Source organism: Saccharomonospora cyanea NA-134, assembly GCF_000244975.1.
GTDB classification, from domain to species: domain Bacteria; phylum Actinomycetota; class Actinomycetes; order Mycobacteriales; family Pseudonocardiaceae; genus Saccharomonospora; species Saccharomonospora cyanea.
Window position 1 is genome coordinate 1,622,045 of the sequence record NZ_CM001440.1, and the last position, 14,150, is coordinate 1,636,194.

The window sequence follows — 14,150 nt, forward strand, 5'->3', positions numbered from 1 at the left end:
GGTGAGTCTGTATCGGGACACGGGAGTGGTGCTGCGGGTCCACAAGCTCGGTGAGGCCGACCGCATCATCACCCTGCTCACCCGGCGGCACGGCAAGGTCCGTGCCGTGGCCAAGGGGGTCCGGCGCACCACGTCCCGGTTCGGTGCGCGGCTGGAACCGTTCGGTCACGTCGACGTGCAGCTCTACACGGGCCGCACGCTCGACGTCATCACCCAGGTCGAGACGGTCGACGCGTTCGCGTTGCCCATCGTCGGCGACTACCAGCGTTACACGGCCGCCAGCGCCATCGCCGAGACCGCCGACCGGCTCACCGCCGAGGAGGGCGAGCCGGTACTGAAGCTGTACCTGCTCGTGGTCGGGGCGTTGCGGGCGTTGGCGGAAGGGCAGCGGGACGCGTCGCTGGTGCTCGACGCGTTCCTGCTGCGGTCGATGGCGTTCGCGGGCTGGGCTCCGGCGATCACCGAGTGCGCACGCTGCGGCAGGCGCGGACCCCACGCCGCGTTCAACATCCAGGCGGGCGGTTCGCTGTGCGCGCAGTGCCGTGTGCCCGGTTCGGTGCATCCGGCACCCGAGGTCCTCGTACTGCTCGACGCGTTGCTGCACGGCGACTGGGACACCGCCGAGGGCAGTGTCCAGGGTGTGCGGCGTGACGTGAGCGGCCTCGTCGCGGCGCATCTCCAGTGGCACCTGGAGCGGCAGTTGCGGTCGCTGCCGTTCGTGGAACGCCGTGCCCGTGAGGCACCGATCGTGGACACGTTAGGGTCGGACTCGGTGTCCGGCGAGACGGAGGTAACGAGTGCGGCGCAGGGGACGCGAAGCCGCGAGAGCGCACATGGAGCTACGGGAGCCTGATCCGCACCCGTCGGGCGCGCGGCCGCCGAGCATCCCGCCCGAGTTGGTCCCGAACCACGTCGCCCTGGTGATGGACGGCAACGGCCGGTGGGCCAACCAGCGCGGGCTGCCCCGCATCGAGGGGCACAAACGCGGCGAGGCCGTGATGATCGACGTGGCCAGCGGCGCCGTGGAGCTGGGTGTGAAGTGGCTGTCGGTGTACGCGTTCTCCACGGAGAACTGGAAGCGCAGCCCCGATGAGGTGCGCTTCCTCATGGGCTTCAACCGCGACACGATCCGCAGGCAGGTGGACTACCTGGGATCCATCGGGGTGCGCATCCGCTGGGCGGGCCGTACGCCGAGGTTGTGGCGCAGCGTCATCAAGGAGCTGAAGGACGCCGAGGAGAAGACCCGGCACAACACGCGGCTCAACATGACGATGTGCGTGAACTACGGCGGGCGTGCCGAACTCGGTGACGCGGCACGGCGGATCGCGCAGCTCGCGGCCGAAGGCAAGATCAACCCGGACAAGGTGGACGATCGCATGCTCGCGAAGTACCTCTACCAGCCGGAGATGCCGGACGTCGACCTGTTCCTGCGTCCCTCCGGGGAACTGCGGACCTCCAACTTCCTGCTGTGGCAGTCGGCCTACGCCGAGTTCGTGTTCCAGGACACGCTGTTCCCGGACTTCGACCGCAGGAAGCTGTGGGAGGCGTGCCTGGAGTACGCCAAGCGGGACCGCCGGTTCGGTGCCGCCGTCGACGCCGCCGCTGCCGCGGCCGCAGGGGGTGGTCCGGCGTGAGTTCGGAGGCCGCCGACACCGCCGAGTTGCTGACATCGGCCCGCCAGGCGCTCGAACGGTTCCTCGACGTTCGCGTCGACGACGACGGGACGCTGACCTTCTCACACGCCGACGTGCCGTGCGTGGTGCAGGCCATGCGGTTGGCCGACGGGCTGTCGGTGCTGAGCCTGACGTGCGTGGTCGCGTGGGACCTGCCCGACGAGCCCGCGCTCGCGGCGGACGTCGCGGAGCGCGCCGGTCAGGGCCTGTTCGGCACACTCGGCATCGTCCACACCGAGCGCGGTATGGACCTCACCCTGCGCTACGCCTTCCCCGCGCAGGGACTCGACGACACCGCGCTGGGCACGCTGCTGATGCTCGTGGTGTCCACCGCCTCCCAGGTGCGTTCCGAGCTCGTGAAGGCATGAGCGAGAGCACCGCGGCGCCGGTCGAGCCGAACAGGCGCAGGCCGGTCACCTCGATCGAGGTGCTCTGTGCCGTGCTGCTCGTGGCGATCGTCGGGCAGTCGTGGCTGGTGTCCGTTCTGGACGTTCCCGTGCTGCGCACCGCGTCCACGGTCTTCGTGGCCGTGTGTGTGCAGGCGCTGCCGTTCCTGGCGCTCGGTGTGCTGATCAGCGGTGCGCTGGCCGCCTTCGTGCCGGCTCGCGCGCTGCGAGCCGTGCTGCCGCGCAGGCAGTCCGCCGCGGTGGGGGTGGCGGGACTGTCCGGTGTGGCGCTGCCGGGCTGCGAGTGCGCGTCGGTGCCCGTGGCGAGGCGGCTGATCGGCCAGGGTGTCGCGCCCGCGGCGGCGTTGACGTTCCTGCTCGCCGCGCCTGCCGTCAACCCGGTCGTGATCGTGGCGACGGCGGTGGCCTTCCCCGGGGAACCCGGCATGGTGGTGGCGCGGTTCGTGGCGTCGCTGGCCACGTCGGTGGTGATGGGTCTGTTGTGGATTCGGTGGGGCCGGACGGAGTGGATCGCCGAGCGGGTGTGGCGGCGGATGCCCGATTCCGGCGGCAACCGCTGGGCGAGGTTCGCCGAGACCGCGCGCGCCGATCTCGTGGACGCCGGCGGGTTCCTCGTACTCGGGGCACTGGTGTCGGCGGTGCTCGGGGTGCTGGTGCCGCCGTCGTGGTTCGCGGCGTTGTCGGACGACGTCGTGCTGGGTGTCGTGGTGATGGCGGTGCTCGCGGTGGTGTTGTCGCTGTGCAGTGAGGCCGACGCGTTCGTGGTCGCCTCGCTGGCGCCGGTGCCGTTGCTGCCGAAGCTCGTGTTCCTGGTGGTGGGGCCCGCTGTGGATCTCAAGTTGTTCGCGCTGCAGGCGGGCACGTTCGGCCGGGCGTTCGCGGTGCGCTTCGCGCCCGCCACGTTCGTGGTCGCGGTGGGCTGTGCCGTGCTGGCGGGGACGCTGTTGCTGGGGGAGGGCTGATGCGGCGCGAGACGCAGAACGTGCTGCTGGTGTTGCTCGGCGGGGCGTTGCTGAAGATCGGGCTGAGCGGTGACTACCTGCGCTACGTCAAACCGTCGCACCAGCCGTGGCTGCTCGGCGCCGCGGCCGTGATGCTGGCACTGGGAACCGTCGCGATCGTCCGTGACGTGGTGGCCGCGCGCCGCGCGGCGGTGGTCGACCACACGGGGCACCATCACGACGCGCGGTCGGCGTGGTTGCTGGTGCTGCCGGTGCTGGCCGTGTTCCTGGTCGCGCCGCCCGCACTGGGCGCGGACTCGGTGAAGCGCGACGCGGCGGCCGGGGCGGTGCAGGGCGCGCGGCAACCGGAGTCGCCGTTCCCGCCGCTGCCCGCCGGGGACGTGGTGCCGCTGACGGTGACCGAGTTCGTGACGCGCGCCGGATGGGACGCGGCGAACAGCCTCACGGGCCGCACGGTGTCGTTGACGGGATTCGTGGTCCACGAGAGCGGCGACACGATGCTCGCCCGCATGGTGATCGGATGCTGCGCCGCGGACGCGTCCCCGGTACTCGTGCGCCTGGTGGGTGATGTCGCCGAGACCTTGGGTGAGACGCCGGAGGACACGTGGCTCGCCGTCACCGGCACCGTCGTACCGGGCACGGCGACACGGGAAACCGGGTTCCGCCCCGACCTCACCGTGCATACCGTGCGCGAGGTGAACGAACCCGCTGACCCGTACGAGTACTGACGGCGATGTAGCGCTCGTGAGCTACACGTGCGCTACACGCTGGAAGGGACTCTGGTATGGCAGCGAGTACGTCGTTTCGGATCAGTGCGGAGGCGAAGCGGGTGTTGGCGGCGCGCGCTGAACAGGAAGGGACGAGTGCGACGGCTCTTCTCGAACGACTGATCCTGGAAGGCGTGGAGCAGTTGGATCACCCGGGAATCGTGTTCCGGGGCCCGGCTCACGACCGGCGAGCAGCGTTGGCCGCCGGACCGGACGTGTGGGAAGTGATCTCGCGGTTGCAGGAGTTGGAGGGAACGGAGGAGGAGGAGCGGATCGCGGTCCTGAGCGAGGAGACGGAGCTCCACCCCCGACTGATCCGATTGGCTGTCGACTATGCGGTCGAGCACGTCGAGGATGTCCGTGCCCGGATCGAACGCAATCGCCGGCTCGCTGAACGCAGCCGCCTCGCCGCCCAGCACCGCAGGGATCCCATCGCGTGAGTCTTTTTCTGGTCGATGAGATGTTCCCGCCTGCGGTGGCTCGGATTCTGCGGGAACAGTACGGTCACGATGCCGTCCACGTCTTTGAGGTGGGACTGCGCGCAGTCGACGACGTCATGGTTGCGGCGGCCGCTCGCACCGAAGGGCGCGCCGTGGTGACGGAGAACGTGGCTGACTTCGCCGGCGAACGCGACGTCGTGCTGGTGTTCGTGCTGGAGCGGACGTTACCGCAGGGGGAGGGCAGGCCGAGGCTTTGGCGAAGCTTCTCGACGCGTGGGCACAGGCCAACCCACGGCCTTACCTCGGGCCACACTGGCCCCGGTCCTGAGCGCGGTCCCAGGGCCTCCGCGCGGCTACTTCTTCGCCGCGCACGTGGAGCACGTGCCGGTGATCTCCACCGTGTGGTTTATGTCGGAGAACCCGTTGCCAAGGGCGATGCGCTCGGCCCAGCGCTCCACCGCCGGGCCCTCCACCTCGACGGTGTAGCCGCAGTGACGGCACACCAGGTGATGGTGATGGTGGGCCGAGCACTGCCGATACAGCGCCTCCCCCGAGTCGGTGCGCAACACGTCGATCTCGCCTGCCTCGGACAGCGACTGCAACGTGCGGTAGACGGTGGTCAGGCCGATGCCCTCACCGCGTTTGCGCAGTTCGTCGTGCAGTTCCTGAGCCGAACGGAAGTCGTCGACCTCGGCGAGGAGGTCGACGACCGCGGCGCGCTGCTTGGTCGCCCTGCGTCCCGGAAGCGGGGCCCGACCGCGGGTCTCGATGGTGCTCATACCGGCTGCGCGTCCTCCTGCACGTGTGCGACGGCGTCGACGACGATGTGTGCGAGATGGTCGTCCACCAAGTGGTACACCACTTCGCGACCTCGTCGCTCACCCTGTACCACACCGGCGGCCTTCAGTACCCGGAGATGCTGGCTGATGAGGGGCTGGGTCACGTCGAGTGCGTCCACGAGTTCGTGCACGCAGCGAGGGCCGTGCCGTAGTTGCAGCACGATCGCGATGCGCACCGGCGCGGCGAGCGCACGCAGGAGTTCACCCGCATCGGTGAGGGTCGCCGCCGGTGGGGGCGCGGCGACGGCCGGTGGCCGTCTCGTGGCGGAGTGCTCCTGCTGTTCACCCACGTCAACGGGGTCGGGCGCCGGAGAACGCGCCGCGTCGGAACCCGCCGTCGCCATGTCGCTCTCCAGCCTTGGTCGTCCTGCAGCGTTCGGGGAGTGCACTACCATCCTAGTGCTCGTGCGCGGCGGGTGATCCCGTGTGGCACGTGGCGGTGCCGACGAGGGCGAGGGGGCAGCGTGAGTCGTGTCGTGTCGAGGTTGAGCGCGGCTGCGGTGACGACGGTGACGATGGCGACGGCGGCGTTGACCGTTCTCTGGGCCGGTGCCACGGTGCCCGCCGCCGCTCTACCCCGGCCCGTGGACCCCGAGACGGGGCCGGTGGCCTTCGCCAACGTCGCGTCGATGGCGATCGCGGACGACGGTTACGGCAGGCCGGGCGGCTCGGTCATCAGCGAGACCCAGCGTTCGCCCCTCACCCCGGGTGTGTCGCGGCTCGGGGAAAGCCGGTCGGCGCTGCCCGCTTCCGAGGGGGAGCGCGCCGCCGTGGGGCCGAACTACCGGCTCGGCATCGAACACCACGACGTCGCCGCCGGGCTCGGGGAGAGCCGGGTGCCCGAGGCGAGCGCGCGGGCGGACTTCGCCCTCACCGACCTCGCCACCGACGTCACGGTGCTGGCGTTCGAAAGCGCGAGGACTTCGGTGGAGTGCGTTTCGACCGCGGAGCCGGAGTCCGGCGCATCGGCGTCCCGGCTCTCCGTCACCGGCGCGGACGGGGTCCTGCGGCCGGTGTCGTTGCCGAAGCCCGGTGAAGAGGTGCGCAGGCAGGACCTGCCCTTCGGGGCGCCCGTGGAGATCGGCGAGGACGAGGTGGCGACCTCCGACCTCCGGATCCGGCCGGTGACCGAGTTCGACCAGTTGCTGCGGCAGCGGCAGTGGCGTGACGGGGAGGTCACCGCCGCCTCGGGCTGGCTCGTCGAGATCCACACCCACGTACGGCCCGCCGAGTCCGACGGTGACGAGCGTTTCGAGCTCCCGGTGCCCGCCGAGGTCACGGAAGGCACACCGGAAGTACCGGCGGCCGGTGACGGCGAGCGGCATTCCGCCCGCACCGTCGAGACCACGTTCGTGCTGGGTGGCGTGAGTTGCTCGGTGCCGCGCGACTTCGTGAGCGGAGGCGGTGGGCAGGCCGAGCCGGGCGCGCCGTCGGTTCCGGTGACGATCCCGGCGGGTGTCGGTGCGCCGAGTGGGCACCCCGCGCGGGCGGAGGTCCGGGCCGAGGGGTCCGACGCGCGGTCCGCCACCACCGTGTGGGGGACGGCTCTGCTGGCCGGTGGTGGGGTGCTCGGGCTCGCCGCACTATTCCTGGCGCGCAGGGCCTCCTCGTCGCGGACCCGTCCGTGACCTCCTGGTGGCGCTCGCCGGTGTGGCAGCGCAGGACGGCGACCGCGCTCGGGGTGCTGGCGGTGCTCGCCGTGACGGCGGGGACAGCGGTGTTGCGCAGCGCACCGAGTGCGCGGCCGAGCGAGCCCGGCGCCGTCGCCCCCGCCCCGGCCGTTCCCGAGGTGACGGCCAGGGTTCCGGGCACGGCGGAAACCGAACCCCCGCGCGAGCCCCGCGCCGCCCCACCGCGCCCGGGCCCGCAGCCGCCCAACAGTGTCCGCCTTCCGGGCGGAGCCACCTCCACGCTCGTGCGCACGGAACTGACCGCCGACGGCACGCTGCCGATTCCCGGCGGAGTCGACCGCGCGGCCTGGTGGGGGGCCGGATTCGGCGACGACCGTGGTGCCGCGCTCGTCGCCGGGCACGTCGACTGGTACGGCCGTTCGGGGCCGTTCACCAGCCTGTTCCGGCTGGAGGCCGGTGACGAGGTGACCGTCCGCGACGCGGCGGGCCGGACGTGGACCTACCGCGTCGCCTCGGCGACGACCCTGCACAAGAGCAGGCTGGCCCGGTACGCGCCGGAACTGTTCGCCCAGGACGGGCCGCACCGACTGCTGCTCGTCACGTGCGGCGGTGACTACCTCGGTGGTACGGGCGGCTACTCGGACAACCACATCGTCACCGCGAAGCTGGTCAGTGGGCGCTGAGGGCGCTGAGGGGGCACTGAGGGGGGCACTGAGGGGGGCCCTGAGGGGCCACCTCCCCACCGGAGCCGTCGCCCGTCTCGCCGGATACGCTGTGAGTTCCAAGACAACCCAATTCCGGATGCTTCGGAGCGTGGAGTGCCCGCCAACACCATTGAGACCGTCGTCAACCTGTGCAAGCGCCGTGGCTTCGTCTTCCCCTCGGGGGAGATCTACGGCGGTACCCGGTCGGCGTGGGACTACGGACCGCTCGGCGTCGAGCTGAAGGACAACATCAAGCGCCAGTGGTGGAAGACCATGGTGCAGAACCGCGAGGACGTGGTCGGCCTCGACTCGTCGGTGATCCTGCCGCGTCAGGTGTGGGTGGCCTCGGGTCACGTGGGCGCGTTCCACGACCCGCTGGTGGAGTGCCTGTCCTGTCACCGGAGGTTCCGCGCCGACCAGCTCGCCGAGGAGTACTCCGAGCGCACCGGCACGGAGACCTCCGAGGACGACCTGTCCGAGGTGCCGTGCCCGAACTGCGGCAACCGCGGCCAGTACACCGAGCCGCGCGAGTTCAACATGATGCTGAAGACCCACCTAGGCCCGGTCGAGTCGGAGGAGGGGATGCACTACCTCCGCCCGGAGACCGCGCAGGGCATCTTCGTCAACTTCCTCAACGTGCAGACGACCTCGCGCAAGAAGCCGCCGTTCGGCATCGGCCAGATCGGCAAGTCGTTCCGCAACGAGATCACGCCCGGAAACTTCATCTTCCGCACCCGCGAGTTCGAGCAGATGGAGATGGAGTTCTTCGTCGAGCCCGGCGAGGACGAGAAGTGGCACCAGTACTGGATCGACGAGCGCATGGAGTGGTACGTCGACCTGGGTATCCGGCGGGACAACCTGCGGCTCTACGAGCACCCGAAGGAGAAGCTGTCGCACTACTCGAAGCGCACGGTCGACATCGAGTACCGCTTCGGGTTCTCGTCCGGGCAGGAGTGGGGTGAGCTGGAGGGTGTCGCCAACCGCACGGACTTCGACCTCACCACCCACTCGAACCACTCGGGTGTGGACCTGTCGTACTTCGACCAGGCTTCCGGCCAGCGCTACCGGCCGTTCGTGATCGAACCGGCCGCGGGTGTCGGCCGTCCGATGATGGCGTTCCTCGTCGACGCCTACACCGAGGACGAGGTGCCCAACGCCAAGGGCGGTGTGGACAAGCGGACCGTGCTCAAGCTGGACCCGAGGCTGGCGCCGTACAAGGTGGCGGTGCTGCCGCTGTCGCGCAACGCCGACCTGACGCCGAAGGCCCGCGACATCGCCGCCGCGCTGCGCAAGCACTGGAACACCGACTTCGACGACGCGCAGTCGATCGGCAAGCGCTACCGCAGGCAGGAGGAGATCGGCACGCCGTACTGCGTGACGGTCGACTTCGACACCCTCGACGACCACGCCGTCACTGTGCGGGAACGCGACTCGATGGCGCAGGAGCGGATCGCGATCGACAAGCTGGAGTCGTACCTCGCGGCCCGGTTGATCGGCTGCTGAACCGTGCGGGCCGTGGTGAGGAAGTGGCTCGCGAGGACGGTCGCCGGGATCGTCCTCGTCGGGCTGCTGATCGTGGGGGGAACGGCCTTTCGCGTGTGGCACGTCGCGCGGGCCGACGAACGGCCGAGGGTGGACGCCATCGTCGTGCTGGGTGCGGCCCAGTACAACGGCAGACCCTCGGAGATCTTCCAGGCACGTCTCGCGCATGCCCGTGAGCTCTACGCGCAGGGGGTCGCCGGGACGATCGTCACCACCGGCGGTATGCGCGCCGGGGACGCCTACACCGAGGCGCAGGCGGGCGCGAACTGGCTGCGTGGCCAGGGGGTTCCCGCGGAGGCGCTGGTACCCGTCGGCGAGGGCAACGACACCCTGCGCTCGGTGCGGGCGGCCGCCGAAGTGATCAAGAGCCGGGGCTGGAGCGACGTCGTGATCGTGAGCGATCCGTGGCACTCGCTGCGGGCGGGCATCATGACGGAGGACGCGGGCCTGACGGTGTGGACGTCACCCACGCACTCCGGCCCGATCGTCCAGACCCGCAGCACGCAGGTCCGCTACATCCTGCGGGAGACCGCGGCACTGCTGTACTACCGGGTGTCGAAGAACCCGGCGGACCACGTGGATCTCGGACTGTAGGACGCGTATCACCCGAAGGTGTGGCATGGCCGTCCCACGCAGTGGGAGGCGGTTGGGACGTCCCCGATGCCTCACTAGCGTCGGCAAGGACACCGAGCCGCAAAGGAGTGAGTCCAGTGACCGACGGATGGTCGTTCGAGACCAAGCAGATCCACGCGGGAGCGCAGCCCGACCCGGCCACCGGCGCGCGCGCCACGCCGATCTACCAGACGACCTCCTACGTCTTCCGGGACACCCAGCACGGCGCCGACCTGTTCAGCCTCGCCGAGCCGGGCAACATCTACACGCGGATCATGAACCCCACCCAGGACGTCCTGGAGCAGCGGGTCGCCGCGTTGGAAGGTGGCGTTGCCGCGCTGGCGTTCGCCTCGGGCTCGGCGGCCACCACCGCGGCGGTGCTGAACCTCGCCGGCGCGGGTGACCACGTCGTGGTGAGCCCCGCCCTGTACGGCGGCACGTACAACCTGTTCCGGCACACCTTGCCCAAGCTCGGCATCGAGGTCACGTTCCTCTCCGACCAGGACGACCTCGACGAGTGGCGTTCGGCGGCCAAGCCGAACACGAAGCTGTTCTTCGCGGAGACACTCGCCAACCCCGGCAGCAACGTCCTGGACATCCGTGGCGTGGCCGACGTGGCGCACGAGATCGGTGTGCCGCTGGTGGTGGACAACACCATCCCGACGCCGTTCCTGCTGCGGCCGATCGAGCACGGCGCGGACGTCGTGGTGCACTCGGCCACCAAGTACCTCGGCGGGCACGGCACCACGGTCGCGGGTGTGCTGGTGGACGGCGGAACCTTCGACTTCGGCGCGCAGCCGGAGCGGTTCCCCGGCTTCAACGAGCCCGACCCCAGCTACAACGGTCTCAAGTTCTGGGAGGCCCTCGGGCCGGGCGCGTTCGCGGCCAAGGCGCGTGTGCAGCTGCTGCGTGACACGGGCGCGGCCATCGCCCCGCTGAACGCCTTTCTGATCCTGCAGGGCATCGAGACGTTGTCGCTGCGCATGGAGCGGCACGTCTCCAACGCCAAGGCCCTGGCGGAGTGGCTGGAGCAGCGCGACGAGGTGGAGAGGGTCTACTACGCGAGCCTGCCGTCGAGCCCCCACCACGAGGCGGCGCAGAAGTACCTTCCCCAGGGTGCGGGCGCGGTGCTGTCGTTCGAGCTGCGTGGTGGGGTCGAGGCCGGGCGCGCGTTCGTGGACGGCACCGAGCTGCACAGCCAGCTCGTCAACATCGGTGACGTGCGCAGCCTGATCGTGCACCCCGCCAGCACCACGCACAGCCAGCTCACCCCGCAGGAGCAGCTCGCGGGTGGTGTGACGCCGGGACTGGTGCGGCTGGCGGTGGGTCTGGAGGGTCTCGAGGACCTGCAGGCCGACCTGGAGGCCGGGTTCCGGGCGGCGAAGGCCGCTCTGTGAGCTCGTCGGGTAGTACCGGTCTCCCGCCTGCCACCGGCGCGTGGCGGGCGGGAGACCCGCCCGGGCGCAGGCAGTGGTTCCGGCCCGAGGCCGTGCTGCGACTGGAGTCGGGGCAGGAGCTGCCCGGCGTCGAGATCGCGTACGAGACGTGGGGGACGCTCAACGCCGACGCGTCGAACGCGGTGCTGATCGAACACGCGTTGACGGGTGACAGCCACGCGGCGGGGGACATCGAGCCCGGTCATCCGAGCCCGGGCTGGTGGGACGGCCTGATCGGGCCCGGTAAGGCGCTGGACACGGACGAGTTGTTCGTGGTGGTGCCCAACGTGCTCGGGGGGTGTCAGGGTTCGACGGGCCCCGCCTCGCCCGCTGAGGACGGCAGGTACTGGGGGAGCCGGTTTCCCCGGATCACCGTCCGCGACCAGGTGGCCGTGGAGGTCGCGCTGGCGGACGCGCTGGGCGTCGAACGGTGGGCCGCGGTGCTCGGCGGGTCGATGGGCGGGATGCGCGCGCTGGAGTGGGCGGTCATGGAACCCTCGCGCGTGCGGGCGTTGATGGTGCTGGCGAGTCCCGCCGCGTCGTCGGCGGACCAGATCGCGTGGTCGGCGCCGCAGCTCCACGCCATCCTCGCCGACCCGAACTGGAAGGGCGGCGACTACCACGCGGGCGGGCCCGGTGAGGGGCCGCACCTCGGCCTGGGTGTGGCGCGGCGGATCGCCCACGCCACCTACCGCAGTGCCGAGGAGCTCAACGAACGGTTCGGCCGCAGCCCCCAGGGTGAGGGGGACCCCCGGTTCGCCGTCGAGTCCTATCTGGACCACCACGCGGACAAGCTCGTCCGGCGGTTCGACGCGGCGAGTTACGTGCTGCTGACCCGCTCGATGAACGGACACGACGTCGGACGCGGCCGTGGGGGAGTCGGCGAGGCCCTGTCGCGGGTGACGGCCCGGACGATCGCGGTGGGCGTCGACTCCGACCGGCTGTACCCGCCGGGGCAGGTGCGGGAGCTGGCCGACGGCATTCCCACCGCCCGCTACGCCGAGATCTCCTCGCCGTACGGGCACGACTCGTTCCTCGTCGAGACCGAGCAGGTGGCGACGCTGGTCAAGGAGCTGCTGGGGGACTGACGTGGTGGCATAAGCGGTAGCATGTATAGCATGGCAGATGCCACCCAGAAGTACTCGATCACGATGCCGCGGGACATCGCGGAGGCTGCGCGTGCCCGCGGCGGTTCGTCCGGCCTGTCGTCCTATGTCACGGCCGCGGTGGCGCGGCAGCTCGAACGGGACAACCTGGCTGAGATCATCGCCGTCGCCGAGGCGGAGCACGGCCCGGTGAGTGACGAGGAGATCCGGGACAAGCGGGAAACGCTTCGGCAGGCGCAGGAGCGGGTGCACCGGGAAGGCCGGACCACGCAGTGAGGCGGCAGGCGACACCCAACGGCACGCTCGTCCTGGACGGCGAAGGCCTCGCCAAGGTCGTCGCGCGTGACCGGGAGCTGACCGCGTGGCTCGGCGTGGCGCACGCCGACGACTTTCGAGTCGTCACCAGTGCGGCCACGCTCGTGGAGGTCATGCACCCTCGGACCAACCGGCAAGCCCTCGACTGGACCTTGTCGCGGCTCGTGGTCGAGCCGGTGACGGCCGAGATCGGAAGGCGGGCGGCGAGTCTTCTGGCGGAGGCGGGACTCCACGGGCACAAGTACGCCATCGACGCGATGGTGGCCGCGACCGCGTTGGCCTCCCCAAGGCCGGTAACCGTGCTGACGTCGGACCCCGACGACTTTTCGGTCTTGGTCGAGAGTCGTCACGTGACCGTGGTGAAAGTCTGACGTGAGGTTGTGGAGCGGGAGGTACCGGTCGGTGAGCCCGGAACCCGCCCGCTCGCCCGTAAGCTCCCTTGGCATGGGCTACACCATGCACGACGTGCAGCGGCGGTTCACCGAGCGGCCGAAGTCCTCCACGTTGCCCGGCGCGCGAGATGACGGGCGGACGCCGTACGCGCGCGACCGCGCCAGGGTGCTGCACTCGGCCGCGCTGCGCAGGCTCGCCGGGAAGACGCAGGTCGTCGGTCCCGGTGAGGGTGCCGAGGTGAGCGGGGTGCCGCGGACCCGGCTGACACACTCCCTGGAAGTGGCCCAGATCAGTCGCGGGATCGCCGCCGACCTCGGTGCCGACCCCGATCTCTGCGACACCGCCGGGCTCGCCCACGACATCGGGCACCCACCGTTCGGGCACAACGGCGAGGCGGCACTCGACGAGGCCGCGCGGGCGTGCGGCGGCTTCGAGGGCAACGCGCAGACGCTGCGCATCCTCACGCGGCTGGAGCCCAAGGTGGTGGGCGATTCCGGCGAACCCTACGGACTCAACCTCACCCGCGCCTGCCTCGACGCCACGATGAAGTACCCGTGGCCGCGCCGGGACGGGCAGCGCAAGTTCGGCGTCTACGCCGACGACCTCGACGCGTTCACCTGGATCCGCAGCGAGGCGCCCGGCGAGGACACGTGCCTGGAAGCGCAGATCATGGACTGGGCCGACGACGTGGCGTACTCGGTGCACGACGTCGAGGACGGCGTGCTGGCCGACCGCATCTCGCTGCCGGTGCTCGCGGACGCGCAGGAGCGCGCCGCGCTGGCGGGGCTCGCGGCGGAGCACTTCTGTGCCCTGTCCGTGTCCACGGTCGAGGGCGCGGCGCTCGGTCTGCTGGAGCTGCCCGCCGTGGCCGACTTAGTCCGTACCCCCTACGACGGCTCCCCGGCGGCGCAGGCGGCGCTCAAGCGCATGACGAGTGAACTCGTCGGCCGGTTCGTGTCGGCGGCGGTCACCGGCACCCGCGCCGTCCACGGGGAGGGACCGTTGTCCCGGTACGGCGCTCGGCTGGTGGTGCCCGACCAGGTGGCGGCCGAGGTGGCGTTGCTGAAGGCGCTAGCGCTGCGCTACGTGATGAGCGACCGGCGGCGGCTGGCCCTTCAGGAGGGGCAGCGGCAGTTGCTCGGCGAGCTGGTGGAGGTGCTGCCGCTGCGGGCGCCCGAGGTGCTCGACGCCGGTCTGCGCCCGGCGTGGGACGCGGCACCGGACGACGCCGCCCGCCTGCGCGTGGTGATCGACCAGATCGCCTCGCTCACCGACGCCCAGGCGAGGGCCTGGCATTCCTGGCATCTGGGGCGGCATGGTTGA

17 protein-coding genes and 1 pseudogene are annotated in these 14,150 nt (G+C 70.7%); 16 read left to right on the top strand and 2 right to left on the bottom strand.

Features of this window, described 5'->3' with window-relative positions; translation table 11 throughout:
• Position 1: 1 nt before the first annotated feature.
• From recO to SACCYDRAFT_RS26805, 7 genes and pseudogenes are all read left to right on the top strand, one after another.
• The gene (recO, locus tag SACCYDRAFT_RS07870; protein ID WP_005455180.1) at positions 2–853 is read left to right on the top strand and encodes a DNA repair protein RecO; all 852 of its coding nucleotides are present in this window, start codon (positions 2–4) and stop codon (positions 851–853) included.
• Entirely contained in the window at positions 798–1,634 is an 837-nt protein-coding gene (locus tag SACCYDRAFT_RS07875; RefSeq protein WP_005455181.1) for an isoprenyl transferase, read from the top strand. Before recO ends, SACCYDRAFT_RS07875 begins: the two co-directional genes overlap by 56 nt.
• Positions 1,631–2,041 (top strand): YbjN domain-containing protein, encoded by a 411-nt coding sequence (locus SACCYDRAFT_RS07880; RefSeq protein WP_005455182.1) that lies wholly within the window; start codon positions 1,631–1,633, stop codon positions 2,039–2,041. The genes SACCYDRAFT_RS07875 and SACCYDRAFT_RS07880 overlap by 4 nt, the downstream gene beginning before the upstream one ends.
• On the top strand, positions 2,038–3,042 hold the full coding sequence (locus SACCYDRAFT_RS07885; RefSeq protein WP_005455183.1) for a permease: 1,005 nt from the start codon (positions 2,038–2,040) through the stop codon (positions 3,040–3,042). The genes SACCYDRAFT_RS07880 and SACCYDRAFT_RS07885 overlap by 4 nt, the downstream gene beginning before the upstream one ends.
• Positions 3,042–3,770 (top strand): TIGR03943 family putative permease subunit, encoded by a 729-nt coding sequence (locus SACCYDRAFT_RS07890; protein ID WP_005455184.1) that lies wholly within the window; start codon positions 3,042–3,044, stop codon positions 3,768–3,770. Before SACCYDRAFT_RS07885 ends, SACCYDRAFT_RS07890 begins: the two co-directional genes overlap by 1 nt.
• 56 nt (positions 3,771–3,826) lie before the next feature.
• Positions 3,827–4,249: a hypothetical protein gene (locus SACCYDRAFT_RS07895; RefSeq protein ID WP_005455186.1), complete on the top strand. Its 423-nt coding sequence runs from the start codon at positions 3,827–3,829 to the stop codon at positions 4,247–4,249.
• 20 nt (positions 4,250–4,269) lie between these two features.
• Positions 4,270–4,371 (top strand): annotated as a pseudogene (locus tag SACCYDRAFT_RS26805) (DUF5615 family PIN-like protein); the annotation flags it as partial.
• 231 nt (positions 4,372–4,602) lie between these two features.
• On the opposite strand, the gene SACCYDRAFT_RS07900 reads toward SACCYDRAFT_RS26805, so the two are convergent.
• Together SACCYDRAFT_RS07900 and SACCYDRAFT_RS07905 are read right to left on the bottom strand one after the other, a co-directional pair.
• On the bottom strand, positions 4,603–5,028 hold the full coding sequence (locus SACCYDRAFT_RS07900) for a Fur family transcriptional regulator (RefSeq protein ID WP_005455188.1): 426 nt from the start codon (positions 5,026–5,028) through the stop codon (positions 4,603–4,605).
• Complete coding sequence (locus SACCYDRAFT_RS07905; RefSeq protein ID WP_005455190.1) at positions 5,025–5,432, bottom strand: ArsR/SmtB family transcription factor; 408 nt, start codon at positions 5,430–5,432, stop codon at positions 5,025–5,027. The genes SACCYDRAFT_RS07900 and SACCYDRAFT_RS07905 overlap by 4 nt, the downstream gene beginning before the upstream one ends.
• Positions 5,433–5,552: 120 nt before the next feature.
• On the opposite strand from SACCYDRAFT_RS07905, the gene SACCYDRAFT_RS07910 reads away from it, so the two are divergent.
• The 9 genes from SACCYDRAFT_RS07910 (at position 5,553) to SACCYDRAFT_RS07950 (ending at position 14,150) form a co-directional block, all read left to right on the top strand.
• The gene (locus SACCYDRAFT_RS07910; RefSeq protein WP_005455192.1) at positions 5,553–6,716 is read left to right on the top strand and encodes a hypothetical protein; all 1,164 of its coding nucleotides are present in this window, start codon (positions 5,553–5,555) and stop codon (positions 6,714–6,716) included.
• Complete coding sequence (locus SACCYDRAFT_RS07915; protein ID WP_005455193.1) at positions 6,713–7,402, top strand: class F sortase; 690 nt, start codon at positions 6,713–6,715, stop codon at positions 7,400–7,402. Before SACCYDRAFT_RS07910 ends, SACCYDRAFT_RS07915 begins: the two co-directional genes overlap by 4 nt.
• A gap of 135 nt (positions 7,403–7,537) precedes the next feature.
• On the top strand, positions 7,538–8,926 hold the full coding sequence (locus SACCYDRAFT_RS07920; protein WP_005455194.1) for a glycine--tRNA ligase: 1,389 nt from the start codon (positions 7,538–7,540) through the stop codon (positions 8,924–8,926).
• 3 nt (positions 8,927–8,929) lie between these two features.
• Positions 8,930–9,559 carry a YdcF family protein gene (locus tag SACCYDRAFT_RS07925; protein WP_005455196.1) on the top strand — a complete coding sequence of 210 codons (630 nt, stop codon included), beginning with the start codon at positions 8,930–8,932 and terminating at the stop codon, positions 9,557–9,559.
• A 116-nt stretch (positions 9,560–9,675) separates the two neighbouring features.
• A complete protein-coding gene (locus SACCYDRAFT_RS07930; RefSeq protein WP_005455198.1) occupies positions 9,676–10,974 on the top strand; it encodes a bifunctional o-acetylhomoserine/o-acetylserine sulfhydrylase in 1,299 nt (432 codons plus the stop codon).
• Positions 10,971–12,101 carry a homoserine O-acetyltransferase MetX gene (gene metX, locus SACCYDRAFT_RS07935; protein ID WP_005455200.1) on the top strand — a complete coding sequence of 377 codons (1,131 nt, stop codon included), beginning with the start codon at positions 10,971–10,973 and terminating at the stop codon, positions 12,099–12,101. Before SACCYDRAFT_RS07930 ends, metX begins: the two co-directional genes overlap by 4 nt.
• Before the next feature lie 30 nt (positions 12,102–12,131).
• Positions 12,132–12,395, top strand: a complete 264-nt coding sequence (locus tag SACCYDRAFT_RS07940) for a hypothetical protein (RefSeq protein WP_043536278.1) — start codon at positions 12,132–12,134, stop codon at positions 12,393–12,395.
• Entirely contained in the window at positions 12,392–12,805 is a 414-nt protein-coding gene (locus tag SACCYDRAFT_RS07945; protein ID WP_005455204.1) for a type II toxin-antitoxin system VapC family toxin, read from the top strand. Before SACCYDRAFT_RS07940 ends, SACCYDRAFT_RS07945 begins: the two co-directional genes overlap by 4 nt.
• Before the next feature lie 73 nt (positions 12,806–12,878).
• Positions 12,879–14,150, top strand: coding sequence for a deoxyguanosinetriphosphate triphosphohydrolase (locus tag SACCYDRAFT_RS07950; RefSeq protein WP_043536280.1), 1,272 nt, complete (start codon positions 12,879–12,881; stop codon positions 14,148–14,150).

Bases quoted from the DNA above. Each gene is read 5' to 3' on its own strand.
- SACCYDRAFT_RS07885 (WP_005455183.1), top strand. From the start codon at position 2,038: ATGAGCGAGAGCACCGCGGCGCCGGTCGAGCCGAACAGGCGCAGGCCG.
- SACCYDRAFT_RS07890 (WP_005455184.1), top strand. From the start codon at position 3,042: ATGCGGCGCGAGACGCAGAACGTGCTGCTGGTGTTGCTCGGCGGGGCG.
- SACCYDRAFT_RS07895 (WP_005455186.1), top strand. From the start codon at position 3,827: ATGGCAGCGAGTACGTCGTTTCGGATCAGTGCGGAGGCGAAGCGGGTG.
- SACCYDRAFT_RS07900 (WP_005455188.1), bottom strand. From the start codon at position 5,028: ATGAGCACCATCGAGACCCGCGGTCGGGCCCCGCTTCCGGGACGCAGG.
- SACCYDRAFT_RS07905 (WP_005455190.1), bottom strand. From the start codon at position 5,432: ATGGCGACGGCGGGTTCCGACGCGGCGCGTTCTCCGGCGCCCGACCCC.
- SACCYDRAFT_RS07940 (WP_043536278.1), top strand. From the start codon at position 12,132: ATGGCAGATGCCACCCAGAAGTACTCGATCACGATGCCGCGGGACATC.
- SACCYDRAFT_RS07950 (WP_043536280.1), top strand. From the start codon at position 12,879: ATGGGCTACACCATGCACGACGTGCAGCGGCGGTTCACCGAGCGGCCG.